Origin of the sequence: Archangium sp., from assembly GCF_036277355.1 — a bacterium.
Taxonomy (GTDB): domain Bacteria; phylum Myxococcota; class Myxococcia; order Myxococcales; family Myxococcaceae; genus Archangium.
This window is the reverse complement of record NZ_DASUNC010000138.1, coordinates 13,713-28,587: the sequence shown is the minus strand read 5'-3', so window position 1 is coordinate 28,587 and position 14,875 is coordinate 13,713. Positions and strand designations below refer to the sequence as shown.

11 protein-coding genes and 1 pseudogene are annotated in these 14,875 nt (G+C 69.4%); 5 read left to right on the top strand and 7 right to left on the bottom strand.

The window, feature by feature from the left end:
* Positions 1–80: 80 nt before the first annotated feature.
* From VFZ09_RS33165 to VFZ09_RS33150, 4 genes are all read right to left on the bottom strand, one after another.
* On the bottom strand, positions 81–1,175 hold the full coding sequence (locus VFZ09_RS33165) for a DNA ligase (protein ID WP_329731735.1): 1,095 nt from the start codon (positions 1,173–1,175) through the stop codon (positions 81–83).
* 129 nt (positions 1,176–1,304) lie between these two features.
* Positions 1,305–1,856 carry a class I SAM-dependent methyltransferase gene (locus VFZ09_RS33160; protein WP_329731734.1) on the bottom strand — a complete coding sequence of 184 codons (552 nt, stop codon included), beginning with the start codon at positions 1,854–1,856 and terminating at the stop codon, positions 1,305–1,307.
* Positions 1,853–2,869, bottom strand: a complete 1,017-nt coding sequence (locus VFZ09_RS33155; RefSeq protein WP_329731733.1) for a hypothetical protein — start codon at positions 2,867–2,869, stop codon at positions 1,853–1,855. Before VFZ09_RS33155 ends, VFZ09_RS33160 begins: the two co-directional genes overlap by 4 nt.
* 98 nt (positions 2,870–2,967) lie before the next feature.
* Positions 2,968–4,392, bottom strand: a complete 1,425-nt coding sequence (locus tag VFZ09_RS33150; protein ID WP_329731732.1) for a hypothetical protein — start codon at positions 4,390–4,392, stop codon at positions 2,968–2,970.
* Between the two features lie 296 nt (positions 4,393–4,688).
* Between VFZ09_RS33150 and VFZ09_RS33145 the strand changes: the two genes are divergently transcribed.
* Together VFZ09_RS33145 and VFZ09_RS33140 are read left to right on the top strand one after the other, a co-directional pair.
* On the top strand, positions 4,689–5,159 hold the full coding sequence (locus VFZ09_RS33145) for a hypothetical protein (protein WP_329731731.1): 471 nt from the start codon (positions 4,689–4,691) through the stop codon (positions 5,157–5,159).
* A 4-nt stretch (positions 5,160–5,163) separates the two neighbouring features.
* Positions 5,164–5,736 (top strand): hypothetical protein, encoded by a 573-nt coding sequence (locus VFZ09_RS33140; RefSeq protein ID WP_329731730.1) that lies wholly within the window; start codon positions 5,164–5,166, stop codon positions 5,734–5,736.
* A 33-nt stretch (positions 5,737–5,769) separates the two neighbouring features.
* On the opposite strand, the gene VFZ09_RS33135 is transcribed toward VFZ09_RS33140, so the two are convergent.
* Genes VFZ09_RS33135 through VFZ09_RS33125 form a run of 3 tightly spaced genes read right to left on the bottom strand, consistent with a single transcriptional unit; the run spans position 5,770 to position 10,257 of the window.
* On the bottom strand, positions 5,770–6,471 hold the full coding sequence (locus VFZ09_RS33135) for a response regulator transcription factor (protein ID WP_329731729.1): 702 nt from the start codon (positions 6,469–6,471) through the stop codon (positions 5,770–5,772).
* Positions 6,472–8,289, bottom strand: coding sequence for a HAMP domain-containing sensor histidine kinase (locus tag VFZ09_RS33130; RefSeq protein WP_329731728.1), 1,818 nt, complete (start codon positions 8,287–8,289; stop codon positions 6,472–6,474).
* A gap of 9 nt (positions 8,290–8,298) precedes the next feature.
* Complete coding sequence (locus VFZ09_RS33125) at positions 8,299–10,257, bottom strand: YfbK domain-containing protein (protein WP_329731727.1); 1,959 nt, start codon at positions 10,255–10,257, stop codon at positions 8,299–8,301.
* A gap of 263 nt (positions 10,258–10,520) precedes the next feature.
* On the opposite strand from VFZ09_RS33125, the gene VFZ09_RS33120 reads away from it, so the two are divergent.
* From VFZ09_RS33120 to VFZ09_RS33110, 3 genes and pseudogenes are all read left to right on the top strand, one after another.
* Entirely contained in the window at positions 10,521–11,765 is a 1,245-nt protein-coding gene (locus tag VFZ09_RS33120; RefSeq protein ID WP_329731726.1) for an HlyD family secretion protein, read from the top strand.
* An 11-nt stretch (positions 11,766–11,776) separates the two neighbouring features.
* Positions 11,777–12,520 (top strand): ABC transporter ATP-binding protein, encoded by a 744-nt coding sequence (locus VFZ09_RS33115; protein ID WP_414640773.1) that lies wholly within the window; start codon positions 11,777–11,779, stop codon positions 12,518–12,520.
* Between the two features lie 57 nt (positions 12,521–12,577).
* Positions 12,578–14,692: pseudogene (locus VFZ09_RS33110) on the top strand (ABC transporter permease); the annotation flags it as partial.
* Positions 14,693–14,875: the final 183 nt, after the last annotated feature.

Sequence of the window (14,875 nt, the reverse complement as noted above, 5' to 3'; positions counted from 1 at the left end):
TCGAGGGGACGCGCCGGGACGGCATCCCGGCGTCATCTGTCCGGAGAAACCCCGGAGCCCGAGCAAGGTTAAATCCCGGCTCAGGAGCGCTTGCGCCGGGCCGTGGGCTCGAAGGGCGCGGCGTCGATGCGCACGCCCACATACGAGGGGAAGCGCGGCACGCCGTCGTTGGAGAGCTCCTGGTAGCGGAAGGTGATGAGGGTGCCCACCGGCGGCGGGTTCTCCCGCTCCTGGTCCGAGAGGCCGGTGCCCACGGAGAAGCGGGTGCCGTCGCGCAACTCCACCTCGAGCGCGCCCAGCCGGCCCTTGTGCCTGCCCGCGCCCGCCGTGTGCCCCACCACGCGCGCCTCGTCGTCCTTGAAGCTCTTCACCTTCAGCAGCGTGTGCGAGCGGCCCGCCTCGTAGCGCGAGCCCGGCTTGCGCAGCATGAGCCCCTCGCCGCCCAGGCCCTCCACGCGCGCCAGCTCCTCGCGCAGGTGCGCCACGCTCTTGCAGGTCTGGTGCTCCAGCCACTCGGCGTACGGAGGCGCCACGTCCTCCACGTACCGCTGGCAGTACGCGAGCCGCTCCTCGAAGGGCGCCTCCAGCCTCGGCGCGTCGAAGATGACGAAGGCCAGCTCCTTCCAGTCATCGCTCCGGTCCTGCCGCCGCACGATGCTCACCGTGCGCTGGAACTTCTTGCGCCCGCCGAACAGCTCGCCGTCGAGCGGATGGTCGGGCAGCTTCGCGGTGAACCAGTCGGGCGCGAGGAACGGATTGCCCTGGCGCGAGTAGAACTGCTTGCCGTCCCACCAGGCCCGCACGCCGTCGAGCTTCTCGCTCATCCACCAGCCGGTGAGATCGACGTCGTTCTCCCACGAGTGGGCCAGCAGCAACGCGGGGGCGGTGGCTTCGCCGGACTCCGCGCCCACGACCGTGTTCGCGCCGGACTTGGGACGGACGTTGCGCGCCGGCTTCGCCGCGGCACTGGAGTCCGAGCCGCCCACGCGGGCGTCCTCCGCCGCATCCCCCCGGACCTTGCGCAGGTGCTTGCACGTCCGCCGCTCGATGGGGATGGACTGGTTGCGCCACGCAGGGCACGAGCACGAGTACACACCACCGGTGTTCTTCAGGATGTACGGCTTGGAGCCAGAGCCCTGCACCTCGACCTGGGCGCCGTCCGCGATGTCCGCCACGAGTCCCTCCCTTGATGCGCCGCGGTTGTCTCGCGGCGACGAGGGGAATCGTATCCGGTGGGTCTGGCAGGTGCGGAGGACCTCTCAGGGCAGGTCGGTGGGATGACTTCCGAGGAAAGGAGAGGGGATTCAGCCCTCCCGGGCGGGCACCTCGTAGAGGTAGATGGGCGTGCGGTACAGGTCGTCGACGACGAGCGTGCGCAGGGGCTTCCACCCACGGAGCGCGAAGGTGTGACTGAGGATGCGGGTGCCGGGAGCGAGCTCCTGGGACAGCCTGGGCGCCAGGCGGCTCATGGCTCCGGGGTAGAGGTAGCAGACGATGGCCGAGGCCTCCGCGAAGGGGGCCCGGAAGAAGTCCTCGCGCACGAGCCGGAGGTTGGGGCGCGGGGCGAGCCGCTGGCGCAGGCGCGAGAAGGCGTATGGGAGCGGGGACAGCTCGAAGGCCACGATGCGGGCCCGAGGGCAGTGGTCCGCCAGCGCGAAGGCCAGCGTGCCCCAGCCGGAGCCCAGCTCCAGCAGCGTGCCCTCCAGCTCCGTGGGCAGCAGGGAGAGCACCTGGCGGCGCACCTTCCCCGAGGTGGGCATGGGGGAGATGCCCGTCTTCAGCGTGTGGAAGACGATGGACAGCATCCCCGCCAGGAGCAGGGCCAGCAGGAGCAGGAAGAGGAGGACGCCTTTCATGGGGCCTTCCCCGCGTCGTTTTGAGCGGGGCACACGTCCGGCGGAGAGCCCTCGAGGCGGCAGTACTGGGCCAGGGACTCACAGTACCTGCTCATCCCCTGGGCACAGGCCTCGCCCCATCGCCTGGCGAGGACCCTCATGTCCTGGTCCGTCTCCGCCACCTCGCGCTGCTCGGGTGAGAGCTCCTGCCATTGCGCCTCGTTGATCGCCTGGAGCGCCTGGGCCCGCTGCCGGAGCCGGGCCACGGCCCCCACGTCCCCGAGCCCCTCGGCGATGTCCGCGGCGAGGGTGCAGTACTTGGGGGGAATGCCCTGGGGCGCCAGCATCCGCTCGCAGATGCGCTCCAGACAGGGCCGGACGGCGGTGTAGAAGCCCAGCTCGGTGCTGGGGCTCCAGGGGCGCTCGGACCAGGGCACGGCGACCTCGGGACATGCCAGACGGTAGGAGCGGGTCACCGTCGCCATTCCGGGCTCTCCCCTGATCAGCGGCAGGATCTCCTGACACATCGGCGAGAGCTCGCGGCTCAAGGAGGAGCCGCCCGCGTCGGCGCCAGCCGGGGGCGCGCACAGCCGGCTCATGCACTCCATGCTGATGAGCTGCCGGGCCAACTGGGAGGGCTGCTCGGCCTGGCCCCAACTGATGGCGGCGAAGCGTGGGCAGAGCTGCTCCACCTGGGCCCGGAACTGCTCCTTCGACACGCCTGGGGGCTCCAGGGGGGCACGGCCCTGGGCTCCTGGGGAGGGCGGCTGGACGGGTGGGGGAGAGGGAGGCCGGGAGGCCCACACGCCGAGCACGATCAGCACCAGGATTCCGCCGACCAGCAGCAGCGGGAGCCACGACGAGGGCCGCTTCGGTGCTGGAGGGGGAGGCCGCGACCTGGACCGGGCGGCGAACGCGAGGGGCAGCAGCAACAGCAGGGTGGACAGCCACGAAGCGGAGTCAGCCGGAATCTTGAGCACGGCGGGAGTGTATGCCCTGGAGAAGGGCGTGTGTCCGAGAGAGAAATCGTCCACGCATGCCCAGCCGGGCGGGCACATCCGGTGCGGAGGGGAGGGATGCCTCGGGTTGTCCTGGCGGTGTGCCTCCGGGCCTCCCTCCCGCCGAGCCGCGCTCAGGGCGCGAGCTTCAAGATGAAGAAGTCCCGGCCTCCCTCGGGGACCAGCGTCGTGCCCTCGAGGGTCACCGGCGCGGAGAAGGTCGCCAGGAGCGCGCTCTCGCCCCGGCTGTCCACGGAGATGTCATCGGGGGCGAACTGCTCGGAGGGCCCCGGGAAGGTGCGGATCCACCGGAGATCGCCATCGCCCTTGTCGAAGCGGGCGACGAAGACGTTGTTCGCGCCAGGCTCTCCCCGCAGCCGCCGCGAGCCGATCCGGTCTCCATCCTCGTAGACCCCCGTCACCACGACGCTGCCGCGTGGGTCCACGGCGATGGCGCCACTGGCCCGTCCGAAATGCCGCGCCCAGCGCTCCTCGCCATCCGCCGTGTAGGCGAGCAGGAGCCCATCGCTCTCGTTGGGATCATTCCGGCTCGGAGTGCACAGCCGCCTTCCATCGAACCTGACGCAGCCGGCGAAGACCCCGGTGAGGACGATGCGGTTGCCCCAGGCCGCCACTCCCGCGAGCGAGGCGTTCGCGCCCACCGGGCGCCGCTCCCAGAGCCGTGTGCCATCCCTGTCGAGCTTGTAGACGAAGGGCCCATCCTCGCGGCCGCCGGCGAGGATGAACCGGCCCTCCGAGTCCACGGCCGCATCGCGCGGGAAACCCGTCCGGTCATCCACGAAGGCCCAGAGGAACCCTCCCTCGGGCGAGAAGCGCACGAAGACGGGCTGGCCCCGGAGGGTGAGAGGCCCCCCGCCGAAGTCCATCGTCGCCACCACGGTGGCGGCCAGGCCGATGTTTCCCTCGCGGTCCGTCAGCAGCTTCTCCGCGCGGAAGGTGGGCCGTGCCACATCGCTGGGGAAATGCCTGGACCACACGTGTCCGCCCTCGCGATCGAGCTTCACGAGGAAGGCCCCGGAGGGCAGGAGACCGCCTCCGAAGTCGATCGTGCCGGTTTGGGAGCCAGCGAGCACGATGTGGCCCTCACGATCCACCGCGAGTGCCGTCGCGAAGGCGTGGAGGAAGTCCGGGCTCGAGCCGGGTGTCACCTCGAAGGTGCGGGCCCAGAGCAGCCTCCCGTCCGGCGCGTACTTCGCCACGGCGATGAGCCGCTCCTCCGGGATGCCTCGTCCCAGCGGGTGGCCCGGTTCGAATTCGATCGTCCCTCCCACACTCACAGAGACGATGACGTTCCGGTCGGCATCCTGGACGATGGCGAGGGACTCCGCGTCGAAAGGAGTCCGGGGATGCCGGAACCAGCGTGTCGCGCCCTGGGAGGAGCCGGAGCGCCAGGAGGCGCTGAGTGGCTCCTCGGATGCCGCGTGTTCCTCTTGTGGGAGCCCGTCCTCCTGCTCGCCCTCCGGAGGCACCACTCCGCAGTGAACGAGACCCACTACCGCGAGCAGGGCAATGCCTGCTCTCCACCACTTGCGCTCCATGTCGTTCCCCCTCCTCGCGAGCCCCTGCACTCCCTGCATGAGCCGCAAGGGGGGAGCGGGCTCGCGTCCATACAGTGCACATCGCCACATCGCCGACACACCGCCCGCGGGCTCGTGGGCAGGGTGAGATACTTCACAGGCCCTGCTCGCCCCGCATTTGTTGATAACTCCAACGTTGTTGGGATCTGGAGCAGCTCCTTTGTCGAGAGGTGTCGTACCCTGTCACTCCTACCGACTCGTTCCACACGAGGTAGGTAGAGGGTCCATTGCGTGTGCATGAGGGCGAAGCCTTGAACATGCCTGGGCAGATCGTTTGGCTCCCTGCTTTGCTCCTGTTGCTTTCGCTCTTGTCTGGGTGTGTCACCGGGCGAATCCAGCCAAGCCATTTTCAGTTCGTCACGATCGTCGAGAAGACCGTTCCAGGAGCGGATGGTTGGCGCGCGGCATGTGTCCACGCCAGGATCAAGAATGGAACCACGGGAGAGTTCTTCTTCTGCAAATTCGGCGTTGAGGTTCCCATCGAAAACAGGGACGGACCTGTCTCGATCTCCCTGGCGCAGCGCCTCGCGGCGGATTGCGCCAACGAAGCAGCAATCAGCGTTCTTGGTGCGGCAGCAAGGGAGCCGGATCCTCCCCTTGGCATTTTGTGCGAAACATTCAAGACAACTTATGGTGCGCTGCTGAATGCCGCCATCGGAGGGGCACGGGTGACGAGAGTGTGTGACAAGAAGACCAGGCCCGTTATATTTGGCGAGTTCAGCCCCTGAGCCGATGCCACTTTCAGCGGAACAACTTCTCGGTATCGCGCGAAGCTATTGGCGCTCGGATAAGGACTATTATCTCAGGCAGGAGAAGAGTCCCGAGACCGAAAGGCTTCAGGCATTATGGGAGCGGGAACTCGAAAAGGTTGAGCGCTGGAAGGCATTCTTGAAGGACCTCCAGCAGGAGCTTCCTGGCTTCAGCATCGGGAATGTCGTGACGACGGCCGATGCCAGCTTTCGTTGCATCGCGTACCCAGTAAAAGGAACCCCGCCGCCGTCTTTCGACCAGGCCGTCGTGGGGTGCGTCAGCATCTTGGCACCTGTCTACATCATCTACGGCGTAGAATACGAACGAACGGGCGCCTCGCGGTCCAATCCAAGGATTGTCTTCGAGCCACTCCCACCCGGTATGAGATTCCCGGCCGACGTCATCGCCAGAAGAATCGAAGCAGTATTTGGCGTCAGTGCGCTTCCTCGCGATATCGCGGAAGTCCCTGTTCCGCTTTTCGTGGAGTGGAAGGAGCCTCCGAATACGACGCTCTTCCATGCCCTCTTCACGAGTGAGCCGGGCAACCTGCCTTGAATGTCCCTGGCTCTCCCCGGGTTCAGGCAGGGCTCACGCGCCCTCGATCTCCATGCGGTAGCCCACGCCGCGCACCGTCTGGAGCGCGAACCGTGAGGCGCTGTTCCACCCCAGCTTCCGTTTGAGGCTGGAGACGAAGTTGTCCACCGTGTGCGGGTCCACCACCACGTCCCGCCCCCACACCGCGTCGAGGATTTCATCCCGGCGAAGCACACGCTCACGCTCGCGCACGAAGAAGGCCAGCAGGTCGAACTCGGTGCGCGTCAGCTCCACCGTCTTCCCCTCGGGCGTCTCCACCTTGCGCCGGTCCAGGTCCATCCGGTAGCCCGCGAAGCGCAGCACCTGCACAGGCACGCCTCCGCCTCGCCGCACCAACGCGCCCACCCGCGCCAGCAGTTCGCGCAGGCGGTAGGGTTTGCCCAGGTAGTCCTGCGCTCCCGCCTCGAAGCCCCGCACCACGTCGTCCTCGAGCGTCCGCGCCGTGAGCATCAGCACCGGCGTCGTCACCCCTTCCTGGCGCAGCGTCCGGCACAGCGTGTAGCCGTCCCCATCCGGCAGCATCACGTCCAGCAGGATGAGCTGGAACGCACGCCGGGCCAGGTGCGCGCGGGCCTCGGCCACCGTGGTGGCCTCCTCCACGCCGTAGCCCCCCTGGTTCTCCAGGTTGTCGCGCAGCGCGAGCCGCAGGTTGAGATCGTCCTCCACCAGCAGGATGGCGGGAGTCGTGGCAGTCATTCAGCGCCTCTCCGGAAAGGTGAGCTCGAAGGTGGTTCCCTCGGGACTGGAGGCCGCCACGCGGATTTCTCCCCCGTGCAGCCGCAGGATGCGCCGGCACAGCGCCAGGCCGAGCCCGCTGCCGGGCACCTCCCGTCCCTGTCCTCGCAACCGGTAGAACTCGCCGAAGATGCGCTCCCACTCGGCCTCGGGAATGCCCACGCCGTTGTCCGAGAAGCGCACCCGTCCGTCCGCGAGCGCCTCCACGCGCAGGCACACCGGGTTGCGCGTGTTGTAGGCACACGCGTTGCGCGCCAGGTTCGCCAGCAGCAGCCGCATCAACTGCGGATCCGCGAGCAGCTCGCGCTCGCCCACGTCGGCCGTCAACTCCACCGGCACCCGCGCCCAGGCCTCCAGGTCCCTCCGCAGCGTGGCCACCAGCTCGTCCAGCCGTACCAACGACAGGTGCGGCACCCACCGGCCCTTGTCGATCCGGTTGAACGACAGCAGGTTCTCCACCAGGAATCCCAGCCCGTCCGCCTCGTGGATGATGCGCGCGGGGTAGTCCTTCGTCTCGGCCCCCTGGGCCAGCCGCCACTCGAGCGTCTCGGCCAGCAGCCGGATGGAGGCCAGCGGCGTGCGCAGCTCGTGCGACACGGTGGCCACGAAGTCGCTCTTGAGCTCCAGGAAGCGGTACTTGCGGTGCTGCGCCACGAAGGCGAGTCCCGCGATGGTCAGCGCCAGCCCCGCGCACAGCACCACCATGCCCGTCTTCAACCGGTAGCGCTGCTCCAGCGCCGCTTCCTCCTGCTCCCACACCGGCGTCTCCACCCCCAGGGGCAGGTTCGCCAGCGGCAGCATCTCCTCCGTCCCGAGCAGCCGCACGTGTCCCTCGGGGCCGAGCAGCCCGCGCTCGCGCATCTCCCGGGTGAGGATGTCCAGCAGCGCCTCGGGCGTCACCGCCACGCCCCGGACGTGGTCCTTGTCCTTCGGCTCCAGGTACCAACCGGAGCGCACCAGCACCGGACCGGGCAGGGACTCGGGCAGGGGCAGGGGCGTGGCCGCCAGCTCCGCGGTGCGCGCCTCGAATTCGATCACCGGCGTCCCCGTCCGCCTGGACAGCTCCACCACGCGCTCGTGCAGGAAGTAGAAGTCCGGACGGGTGAAGCGCGAGCGCTTGAGGAGCAGCAGCCGCTGCAATCCCTCCAGCCGGTGGCCCTGGTTGTCCTCCATCCCATGGTGCAACAGCGACTGCATGAGGGGGCGCTCGGGGATCGCCCGCGCCGCGAGGGACTCCAGCACCACCAGGAAGCCGGGCACGTCCCGCGTCGAGGCCAGCACGTACCGGACGCGGTGCTGCAGGAAGGCCACGAGCGTGTCGGTCACCGCCCGCGCATCCCGGCGTTCGAGCGCCCGCTCCAGGTCGCGCATCAGCGCGAGCCGCTCCGTCCAGGGGTCCTCCGCGTCCTCGGGGGGCTCCTTGCCCGCGCGCAGCCGCATGTACCGGTCGCGGGCCGGGGAGTCCTCTCCCACGTCGAAGAGGGCCAGCCGTGGCAGCAACTGCTCCCCGCGCTCGCGCAGGTAGAGCCCTCCGGCGGGAGCGAGCGGATCGGCCGCGGCGAGCTCCAGCGCGGGCCTTGCCTCCTCCAGCTTCTCCCTCAACGTCTGGCTCAGGGAGACGAGCGCGTACTGCGCGAGGGCCTCGCGCCGGGAGTGGAGCGAGGCCCGGGCATCCTCGCGCTCGGTGGCGAAGATGCGCTGTAGCTGCCACAGACCCCATCCGAGCCCGGCCAGGCCGAGCACGAGGGCGGAGAGGGTGGGCAGCAGCCGGCGGAACATGGACGCTCTCTACTTGATGACCGGCACGCGGTCGAAGTCCATGGAGACCACCGGCGCGAGCTGCTCGAAGCGATCCGTGCGCCGGTCCAGCCCCTGCGCCTTGCGGATGAGCGCGCCCAGCTCCCTCACGTCCGGCCGGTCACGCAGGGGCTCGTCCAGCTCCTCCCACAGCGAGACGAGCTGGGGCCAGGAGAGCGTGCGCACCCAGTACGAGCCGCGCAGCTTCTCGGCGAAGGCGGCCGCCACGTAGGACAGGCGCGTGGGGGGCGCGGTGCGGCCGTAGGCGGGCCGCAGGATGCTCGAGGGCAGGTGCTTCTCCATCTCCTTCGAGTCGCCGCCCTCCGGCGCCTTGTACCGGATGCGCAGCGTGGCGAAGGACTCGGCGGGCTCGCGCAGCTTCACCTCGTAGATGGCGGTGACGCTGTGGCCCGCGCCCACCTCGCCCGCGTCCACCCGGTCATCGGCGAACTGCTCCTTGGCGAGCACCCGGTTCTCGTAGCCCACCAGCCGGTAGCGGGCCACCGCCTTGCGGTCGAACTCCACCTGCAGCTTCACGTCCTTGGCCACCACCTGGAGCGTGCCGGTGAGGTTCTGCACGAAGATGCGCCGCGCCTCCTCCAACTGGTCCACGTACGCGTAGTTGCCCTCGCCCACCTGCGCCAGCCGCTCCATCAGCACGTCATTGTAGTTGCCCATGCCGAAGCCCACGGTGGTCAGGGTGATGCCCTTCGAGGCCTGGGCGCGCACCCGCTCCCAGATGCCATCCGCGTCGGTGATGCCGTTGTTGGCCACGCCGTCCGAGCACAGGATGACGCGGTTGATGCCCCCCTCGAGCAGGTGCTCCGAGGCGATGGAGTAACCCAGCTCGATGCCGGCCTGGGCATTGGTGGCGCCGTCGGAGGAGAGGCCGTCGATGGCGGCGAACAGCTTGTTCTTCTCGAAGGCGCTCGTGGGCCCGAGCACCGGGCGCGCCGTCGAGCCATAGACGGCGATGGACACCCGGTCGCGCTCGTCCAGCTCGTCCACCAGCAGCTTCAGCGCCCGCTTCACCAGCCCGAGCCGGTTCTCGATGTTCATGGAGCCGGACACGTCGATGACGAAGACCAGGTGCGCGGGCTTGCGCTCCTCCCGGCTCACCTCGCGCGCCTTCAGCCCGATGTGCACCACGTGGTAGCCCTTGCGGCTGGGCGAGGGGAAGCCCTCCACGTGCACGCTGAAGGGGGCCTCGGGGTCGCTCCTGTAGCCGTAGTCGAAGCTGTTGACGAACTCCTCCACCCGCACCGCCTGCTCATCCGGCAGCGCTCCCCGCTCCAGGTAGCCGCGCGCCAGCGCATAGGAGGCCCTGTCCACGTCCACGGAGAAGGTGGAGAAGCGCTCCTCCTCGGTGTCGATGGTCGGGTTCACCCCGTAGCTCTGGAAGTACATGTCCGAGAAGGGCTGCTGGGGCAGCGTCACGGTGCGCTCGGGCGTCGGAGGCGCCGGGGTGGGGTTGGACGAAGGAGGAGGCGGGGGCGGAGGCGGGTTGGCGTTCTTCTTTCCCCCACTGAAGAAGTCGCTGATGCTCCTGCCGATGGCGCCGAAGTCGAGGGGTGGCGCACTGCTCCCTCCGCCCGTGACCACGATCATCTCCTCGGCGAAGCTCTCGGGCAGGAGCTCCACGTTCACACGGACGGTGCGATCCAGGCGCAATGGGATGTCCGAGCGGGAGAACGGCCTGTAGTTCTCCTTGTCGAAGCGCAGGGTGTAGACGCCCGGTGGCAGCTGGGGGATGCGGTAGTTGCCCTCGGAGTCCGTCACCACGACCTGCTCGCCCATGAGGTTGGGGGAGGTGGCGGTGACCACCACGTCCGCGATGGGCTTCTTGTTCTCGGCGGACATGACCGTGCCGATGATGACGCTATCGGCCAGGGCCGGCGCGGACAGCAGCAGCAGGACACAGCAGAGGGCACTTCTCAGGGCGTGTTTCATCGTCGGAGCCACCTCGGGCAACGGGGAGACACGACCCATCATCCGGATGTGGCCCTCATGGTGCCGCATGCGGTTCTCCGCTCTTCATCATGGTTTCATCACGCCCGCCCGGCCGCGGAGCGGGCGGGCCTCGGTGTTCGTTCCTGGGACGGCGCTTTCCACAACCGGGTAGCACCCCTCGGGAGCCCTCTGTCTCTCCGAGTGATTTCAAGGACTTGAGCGGGTGTCCGGGGCTGGCACGCCCTTCGCTCAAGGATTCGGACGTGGACATTCCCAAGAAACCCAAGAATCAACGCAAGCCCTGGCTCCTCATGGGCCTGGGTGTGCTCGTGCTCCTCGGCGTGACGGTGGGGCTCTCGCGGCTCCGGTCCGCCGCGCCCACGGTGGAGCGCGGCACGGTGTGGCTCGACACGGTGAAGCGCGGGCCGATGATCCGCCAGGTCAAGGGCACGGGCACGCTGGTGCCCGAGCGCATCCGCTGGCTCACCGCCGACACCGCCGGCCGCGTCGAGCGCATCCACGTCCGGCCCGGCACGGCCGTGGAGCCCGGCACGCCGCTGCTCGAGCTGTCCAACCCGGACGTCCAGCTCCAGGCGCTGGAGGCCGAGCGCCAGCTGGCCAGCGCGGAGGCGGAGCTCATCTCCCTGCGCACCAACCTGGAGACGCAGCGCATCTCCCAGGCGGCCGCCCTCGCCACGCTGGAGACCGAGGCCACCAATGCCGAGAGCCAGGCCCAGGCCACCGTGGCGCTGATGGATCGCGCCTTCGTGCCGAAGCTGGAGGTGCAGCAGGTGAAGGGCAAGGCGGACGAGATGACCACGCGGCTCGGCCTCGAGCGCCAGCGGCTGGCGGTGCTGCAGTCCAGCACGCGCGAGCAGCTCGCGGCGCAGCAGGGGCAGATCGAGCGGCTGAAGGCGGTGGCGCGTTTCCGCCGCGCGCAGGTGGAGTCCATGCAGGTGAAGGCGGGGGAGGCCGGGGTGCTGTCGGAGCTGCCGCTGGAGCTGGGGCAATGGGTGACGCCGGGCACCGTACTGGCCAAGGTGGTGAAGCCCGAGCGGTTGAAGGCGGAGCTGCGCATCGCGGAGACGCAGGCGCGGGACATCGTGGTGGGCCAGCGCGCGGAGGTGGACACGCGCAATGGCATCGTCGAGGGCACGGTGGCGCGCATCGCTCCGGCGGCGAGCCAGGGCACGGTGCGGGTGGAGGTGATGCTCACGGGCGAGCTGCCCAAGGGCGCGCGGCCGGATCTCACCGTGGAGGGCACGGTGGAGCTGGAGCGGTTGGGAGAGGTGCTCTCCATGGGCCGGCCGGCGGGTGCCCAGCCGAACGCCACGGTGTCGCTCTTCAAGCTGGTGCCGGGCAGTGACGAGGCGGTGCGGGTTCCGGTGCAGCTGGGCCGGGGCTCGGTGAATTCCATCGAGGTCGTCCAGGGCCTCGCCGAGGGAGACCAGGTGGTGCTCTCGGACATGACCGCGTGGGACGCGGTGGATCGGGTGAGTCTGCGATGACGGCGATGACGATGACGTCGGTTCAGGTCCAGGAGACGGCTCCGGTGGAAACCCCTTCGATGGCGCAGCAGAAGGCCCTCCTGCAGCTCGAGGGCATCACCAAGGTCTTCGAGACGGAGGAGGTGGAGACGCACGCGCTCTCCGACGTCCACTTCGCGGTGCGGCCCGGCGAGTGGGTCTCCATCGTGGGGCCCTCGGGCTCGGGGAAGACGACGCTGCTGGCGCTGCTGGGCCTGCTGGACACGGCCTCCCAGGGCACCTACCTGCTGGATGGGCGCTCGGTGTTGGACCTGTCCCCGGCGGAGCGCGCGCTGGTGCGCAACCAGCACATCGGCTTCATCTTCCAGAGCTTCAACCTCATTGGCGATCTGTCCGTCTACGAGAACGTGGAGCTGCCGCTCACCTACCGGGGCATGTCCGCGGAGGAGCGCCGCCAGCGGGTGGAGCGGGCGCTGGAGCGGGTGGGCATGGGCCACCGGGCGCGGCACATGCCGGGGCAGCTCTCCGGCGGTCAGCAGCAGCGCGTGGCCGTGGCGCGCGCCGTGGCCGGAGAGCCGCTCATCCTCCTGGCCGACGAGCCCACCGGCAACCTCGACTCCAAGAATGGCGAGCAGGTGATGCAGCTGCTCTCCGAGCTCCACAAGAGCGGCGCCACCCTCATCATGGTGACGCACGATCCGAACCAGGCGCGGCTCGGCACGCGCATGGTGAGCCTCTTCGACGGCCGCGTCGTCCAGGACGAGCGCCTCCGCTGAACCGCGGCGCCCCCGCGGAACCGCAGCGCCTCCGCAGTTCCTTCCCCGGGAACCCCCATGGATACCCTCCTCCAGGATGCTCGCTTCGCGCTGCGCATGCTCCGCAAGAGCCCGGCCTTCACGGTGGCCGCGGTGCTCACGCTGGCGCTCGGTATCGGCGCAAACACCGCCATCTTCAGCGTGGTGAATGGCGTGCTGCTGCGCCCGCTGCCGTACGAGGAGCCCGAGCAGCTCGTCTTCATCCAGGAGGGCACGCCCAGCTTCCCGGCGATGACGGTGAGCATCCCCGACTTCATGGACTGGCGGGCGGGCCAGCGGACCTTCACGGACCTGGCCGCCTTCCGGACGGGGGCCTTCGATCTCACCGGGGTGGACATCCCCGAGCGGCTCGGGACGCGGCTGGTGAGCGCCTCGATGCTGCCGCTGCTGGGCGTGAGCCCGGTGCTGGGGCGCAACTTCCTTCCCGAGGAGGACGTGCTCGGCGGGCCTCCGGTGGTGATGCTCTCCCATGGCTTCTGGGTGCGGCGCTTCGCCCAGGACCCGAACATCCTCGGCAGGACCCTGACGCTCGATGGCGTGCCGCACACCGTGGTGGGCGTGCTGCCCCAGGACTTCCAGTTCTACGCGGCCCAGGACATCTGGGTGCCCCTGGCCCGGACGGAGCGCCGCTTCTTCGAGCAGCGGGGCAACCACCCGGGCATGTACGTGCTGGGCCGGCTCAAGCCCGGCGTGACGCTGGAGCAGGCGCGGGCGGACCTCGAGGCCATCGGCAAGCGGCTGCAGGAGGCCCACCCGGACTCCAACAGCAAGGTGCTGCCGCGGTTGTCGATGCTCCATGAGCGGCTCGTGAGGGACTTGCGTCCCAGCCTGCTGGCCCTCATGGCGGCGGTGGGTTTCGTGCTGCTGATCGCCGCCATCAACGTGGTCAACCTGCTGCTCGCCCGGGGCACGGCGCGCCAGCGCGAGCTGGTCATCCGCGCCTCGCTGGGGGCAGGGCGCGGCCGGTTGATCCGCCAGATGCTGGTGGAGTCCGCGCTGCTGGCGTTGGTGGGCGGTGGCTTCGGACTGGTGCTCGCGCTGTGGGGCGTGGACCTGCTCGCGGCCTCGCGGCCGGAGGGCATTCCCACCACCGCGACCTTCGCCGTGGACGGCAAGGTGCTGGCCTTCACGCTGGTGCTGTCGCTCGGCGTGGGGGTGCTGCTCGGCCTGCTGCCGGCGTTCCGGGCCAGCCAGGTGTCGTTGGTGGAGACGCTCAAGGACACGGGCGCGGGGGCGGCTCGCTTCCGGGGCCGGGCGCGCGATGCCCTGGTGGTGGCCGAGGTGGCCCTGGCGCTCACGCTGCTCGTGGGCGCGGGGTTGCTCACGCGCACCTTCGTCCAGCTCAAGGGGTTGGAGCTGGGCTTCAAGCCCGAGAACCTGCTGATCCTGCGCATGTCCGCGCCGCAGACACGCTTCCCGGGCGCGGAGTCGCTCCGAGGCTTCATCGAGCAGTCCCGTGAGCGGCTGGCGGCGATGCCCGGGGTGCGCGTGGCCACGTACTCCAACGGGATGCCGCTGCTCGACCTGTCGGACTCGAGCTTCCGGAGCGCGGGCCGGCCGCCTCCCGAGAAGGGCGAGTCGCCGCAGGCGGTCATCTTCTTCACCGCGCCCAACTTCTTCGAGTCCATGGGCATCCCGCTGCTGGAGGGCCGGGGTTTCCAGCCCACGGATCGCGTGGGGAGCGCACCGGTGGTCGTGGTGGACGAGGTGCTGGCGAAGCGGTTCTTCCCCGGTCAGAGCGCGCTGGGGCAGAAGATCCTCTCCATGGGCGACCGGGAGTTCGAGATCATCGGGGTGGCGAAGCACGTCATCGCCTATGGGCTTGGAGAGCCGGAGCACGCGGCCTTCCAGTTCTACTTCCCGCTGCTGCAGGTGCCGGACGAGTTCCTGCCCCAGGTGGCCCGCTCGCTGACGCTGGCCGTCCGGGGCGAGGGCCACACCGACGCGCTGGTGCCCCGGGTGCGCGAGGAGTTCAAGGCGATGGACCCGGATCAGGCGCTGTCGGGGCTGGCCTCCATGGACTCGCTGGTGGAGGGCTCGCTGGCGGATCGCCGGTTCGTGCTGGGGCTGGTGGGCCTGTTCGCGGTGCTGGCCCTGGTGCTCTCGAGCATCGGCATCTACAGCGTCATGTCCTACACGGTGGCGCTGCGCACCCGGGAGATGGGCATCCGCATGGCGCTCGGGGCGCGCGAGCTGGATCCTGCTGGCGCTGCTGGCGGGACTGCCGGGCTCCCTCACCGCGCTCGTGCTCCTGTGGGGGGGCGACGCGAGCACGAAGGTGTGCTGGACGCTCACCGTCCTGGTGGTGGGTGTGTA

What these genes read in the sequence shown, in the direction of transcription:
- VFZ09_RS33160 (WP_329731734.1), bottom strand. Translation starts at nt 1,856, where the DNA reads ATGAAAGGCGTCCTCCTCTTCCTGCTCCTGCTGGCCCTGCTCCTGGCG.
- VFZ09_RS33150 (WP_329731732.1), bottom strand. Translation starts at nt 4,392, where the DNA reads ATGGAGCGCAAGTGGTGGAGAGCAGGCATTGCCCTGCTCGCGGTAGTG.
- VFZ09_RS33145 (WP_329731731.1), top strand. Translation starts at nt 4,689, where the DNA reads ATGCCTGGGCAGATCGTTTGGCTCCCTGCTTTGCTCCTGTTGCTTTCG.
- VFZ09_RS33140 (WP_329731730.1), top strand. Translation starts at nt 5,164, where the DNA reads ATGCCACTTTCAGCGGAACAACTTCTCGGTATCGCGCGAAGCTATTGG.
- VFZ09_RS33135 (WP_329731729.1), bottom strand. Translation starts at nt 6,471, where the DNA reads ATGACTGCCACGACTCCCGCCATCCTGCTGGTGGAGGACGATCTCAAC.
- VFZ09_RS33130 (WP_329731728.1), bottom strand. Translation starts at nt 8,289, where the DNA reads ATGTTCCGCCGGCTGCTGCCCACCCTCTCCGCCCTCGTGCTCGGCCTG.
- VFZ09_RS33125 (WP_329731727.1), bottom strand. Translation starts at nt 10,257, where the DNA reads ATGAAACACGCCCTGAGAAGTGCCCTCTGCTGTGTCCTGCTGCTGCTG.
- VFZ09_RS33115 (WP_414640773.1), top strand. Translation starts at nt 11,777, where the DNA reads ATGACGTCGGTTCAGGTCCAGGAGACGGCTCCGGTGGAAACCCCTTCG.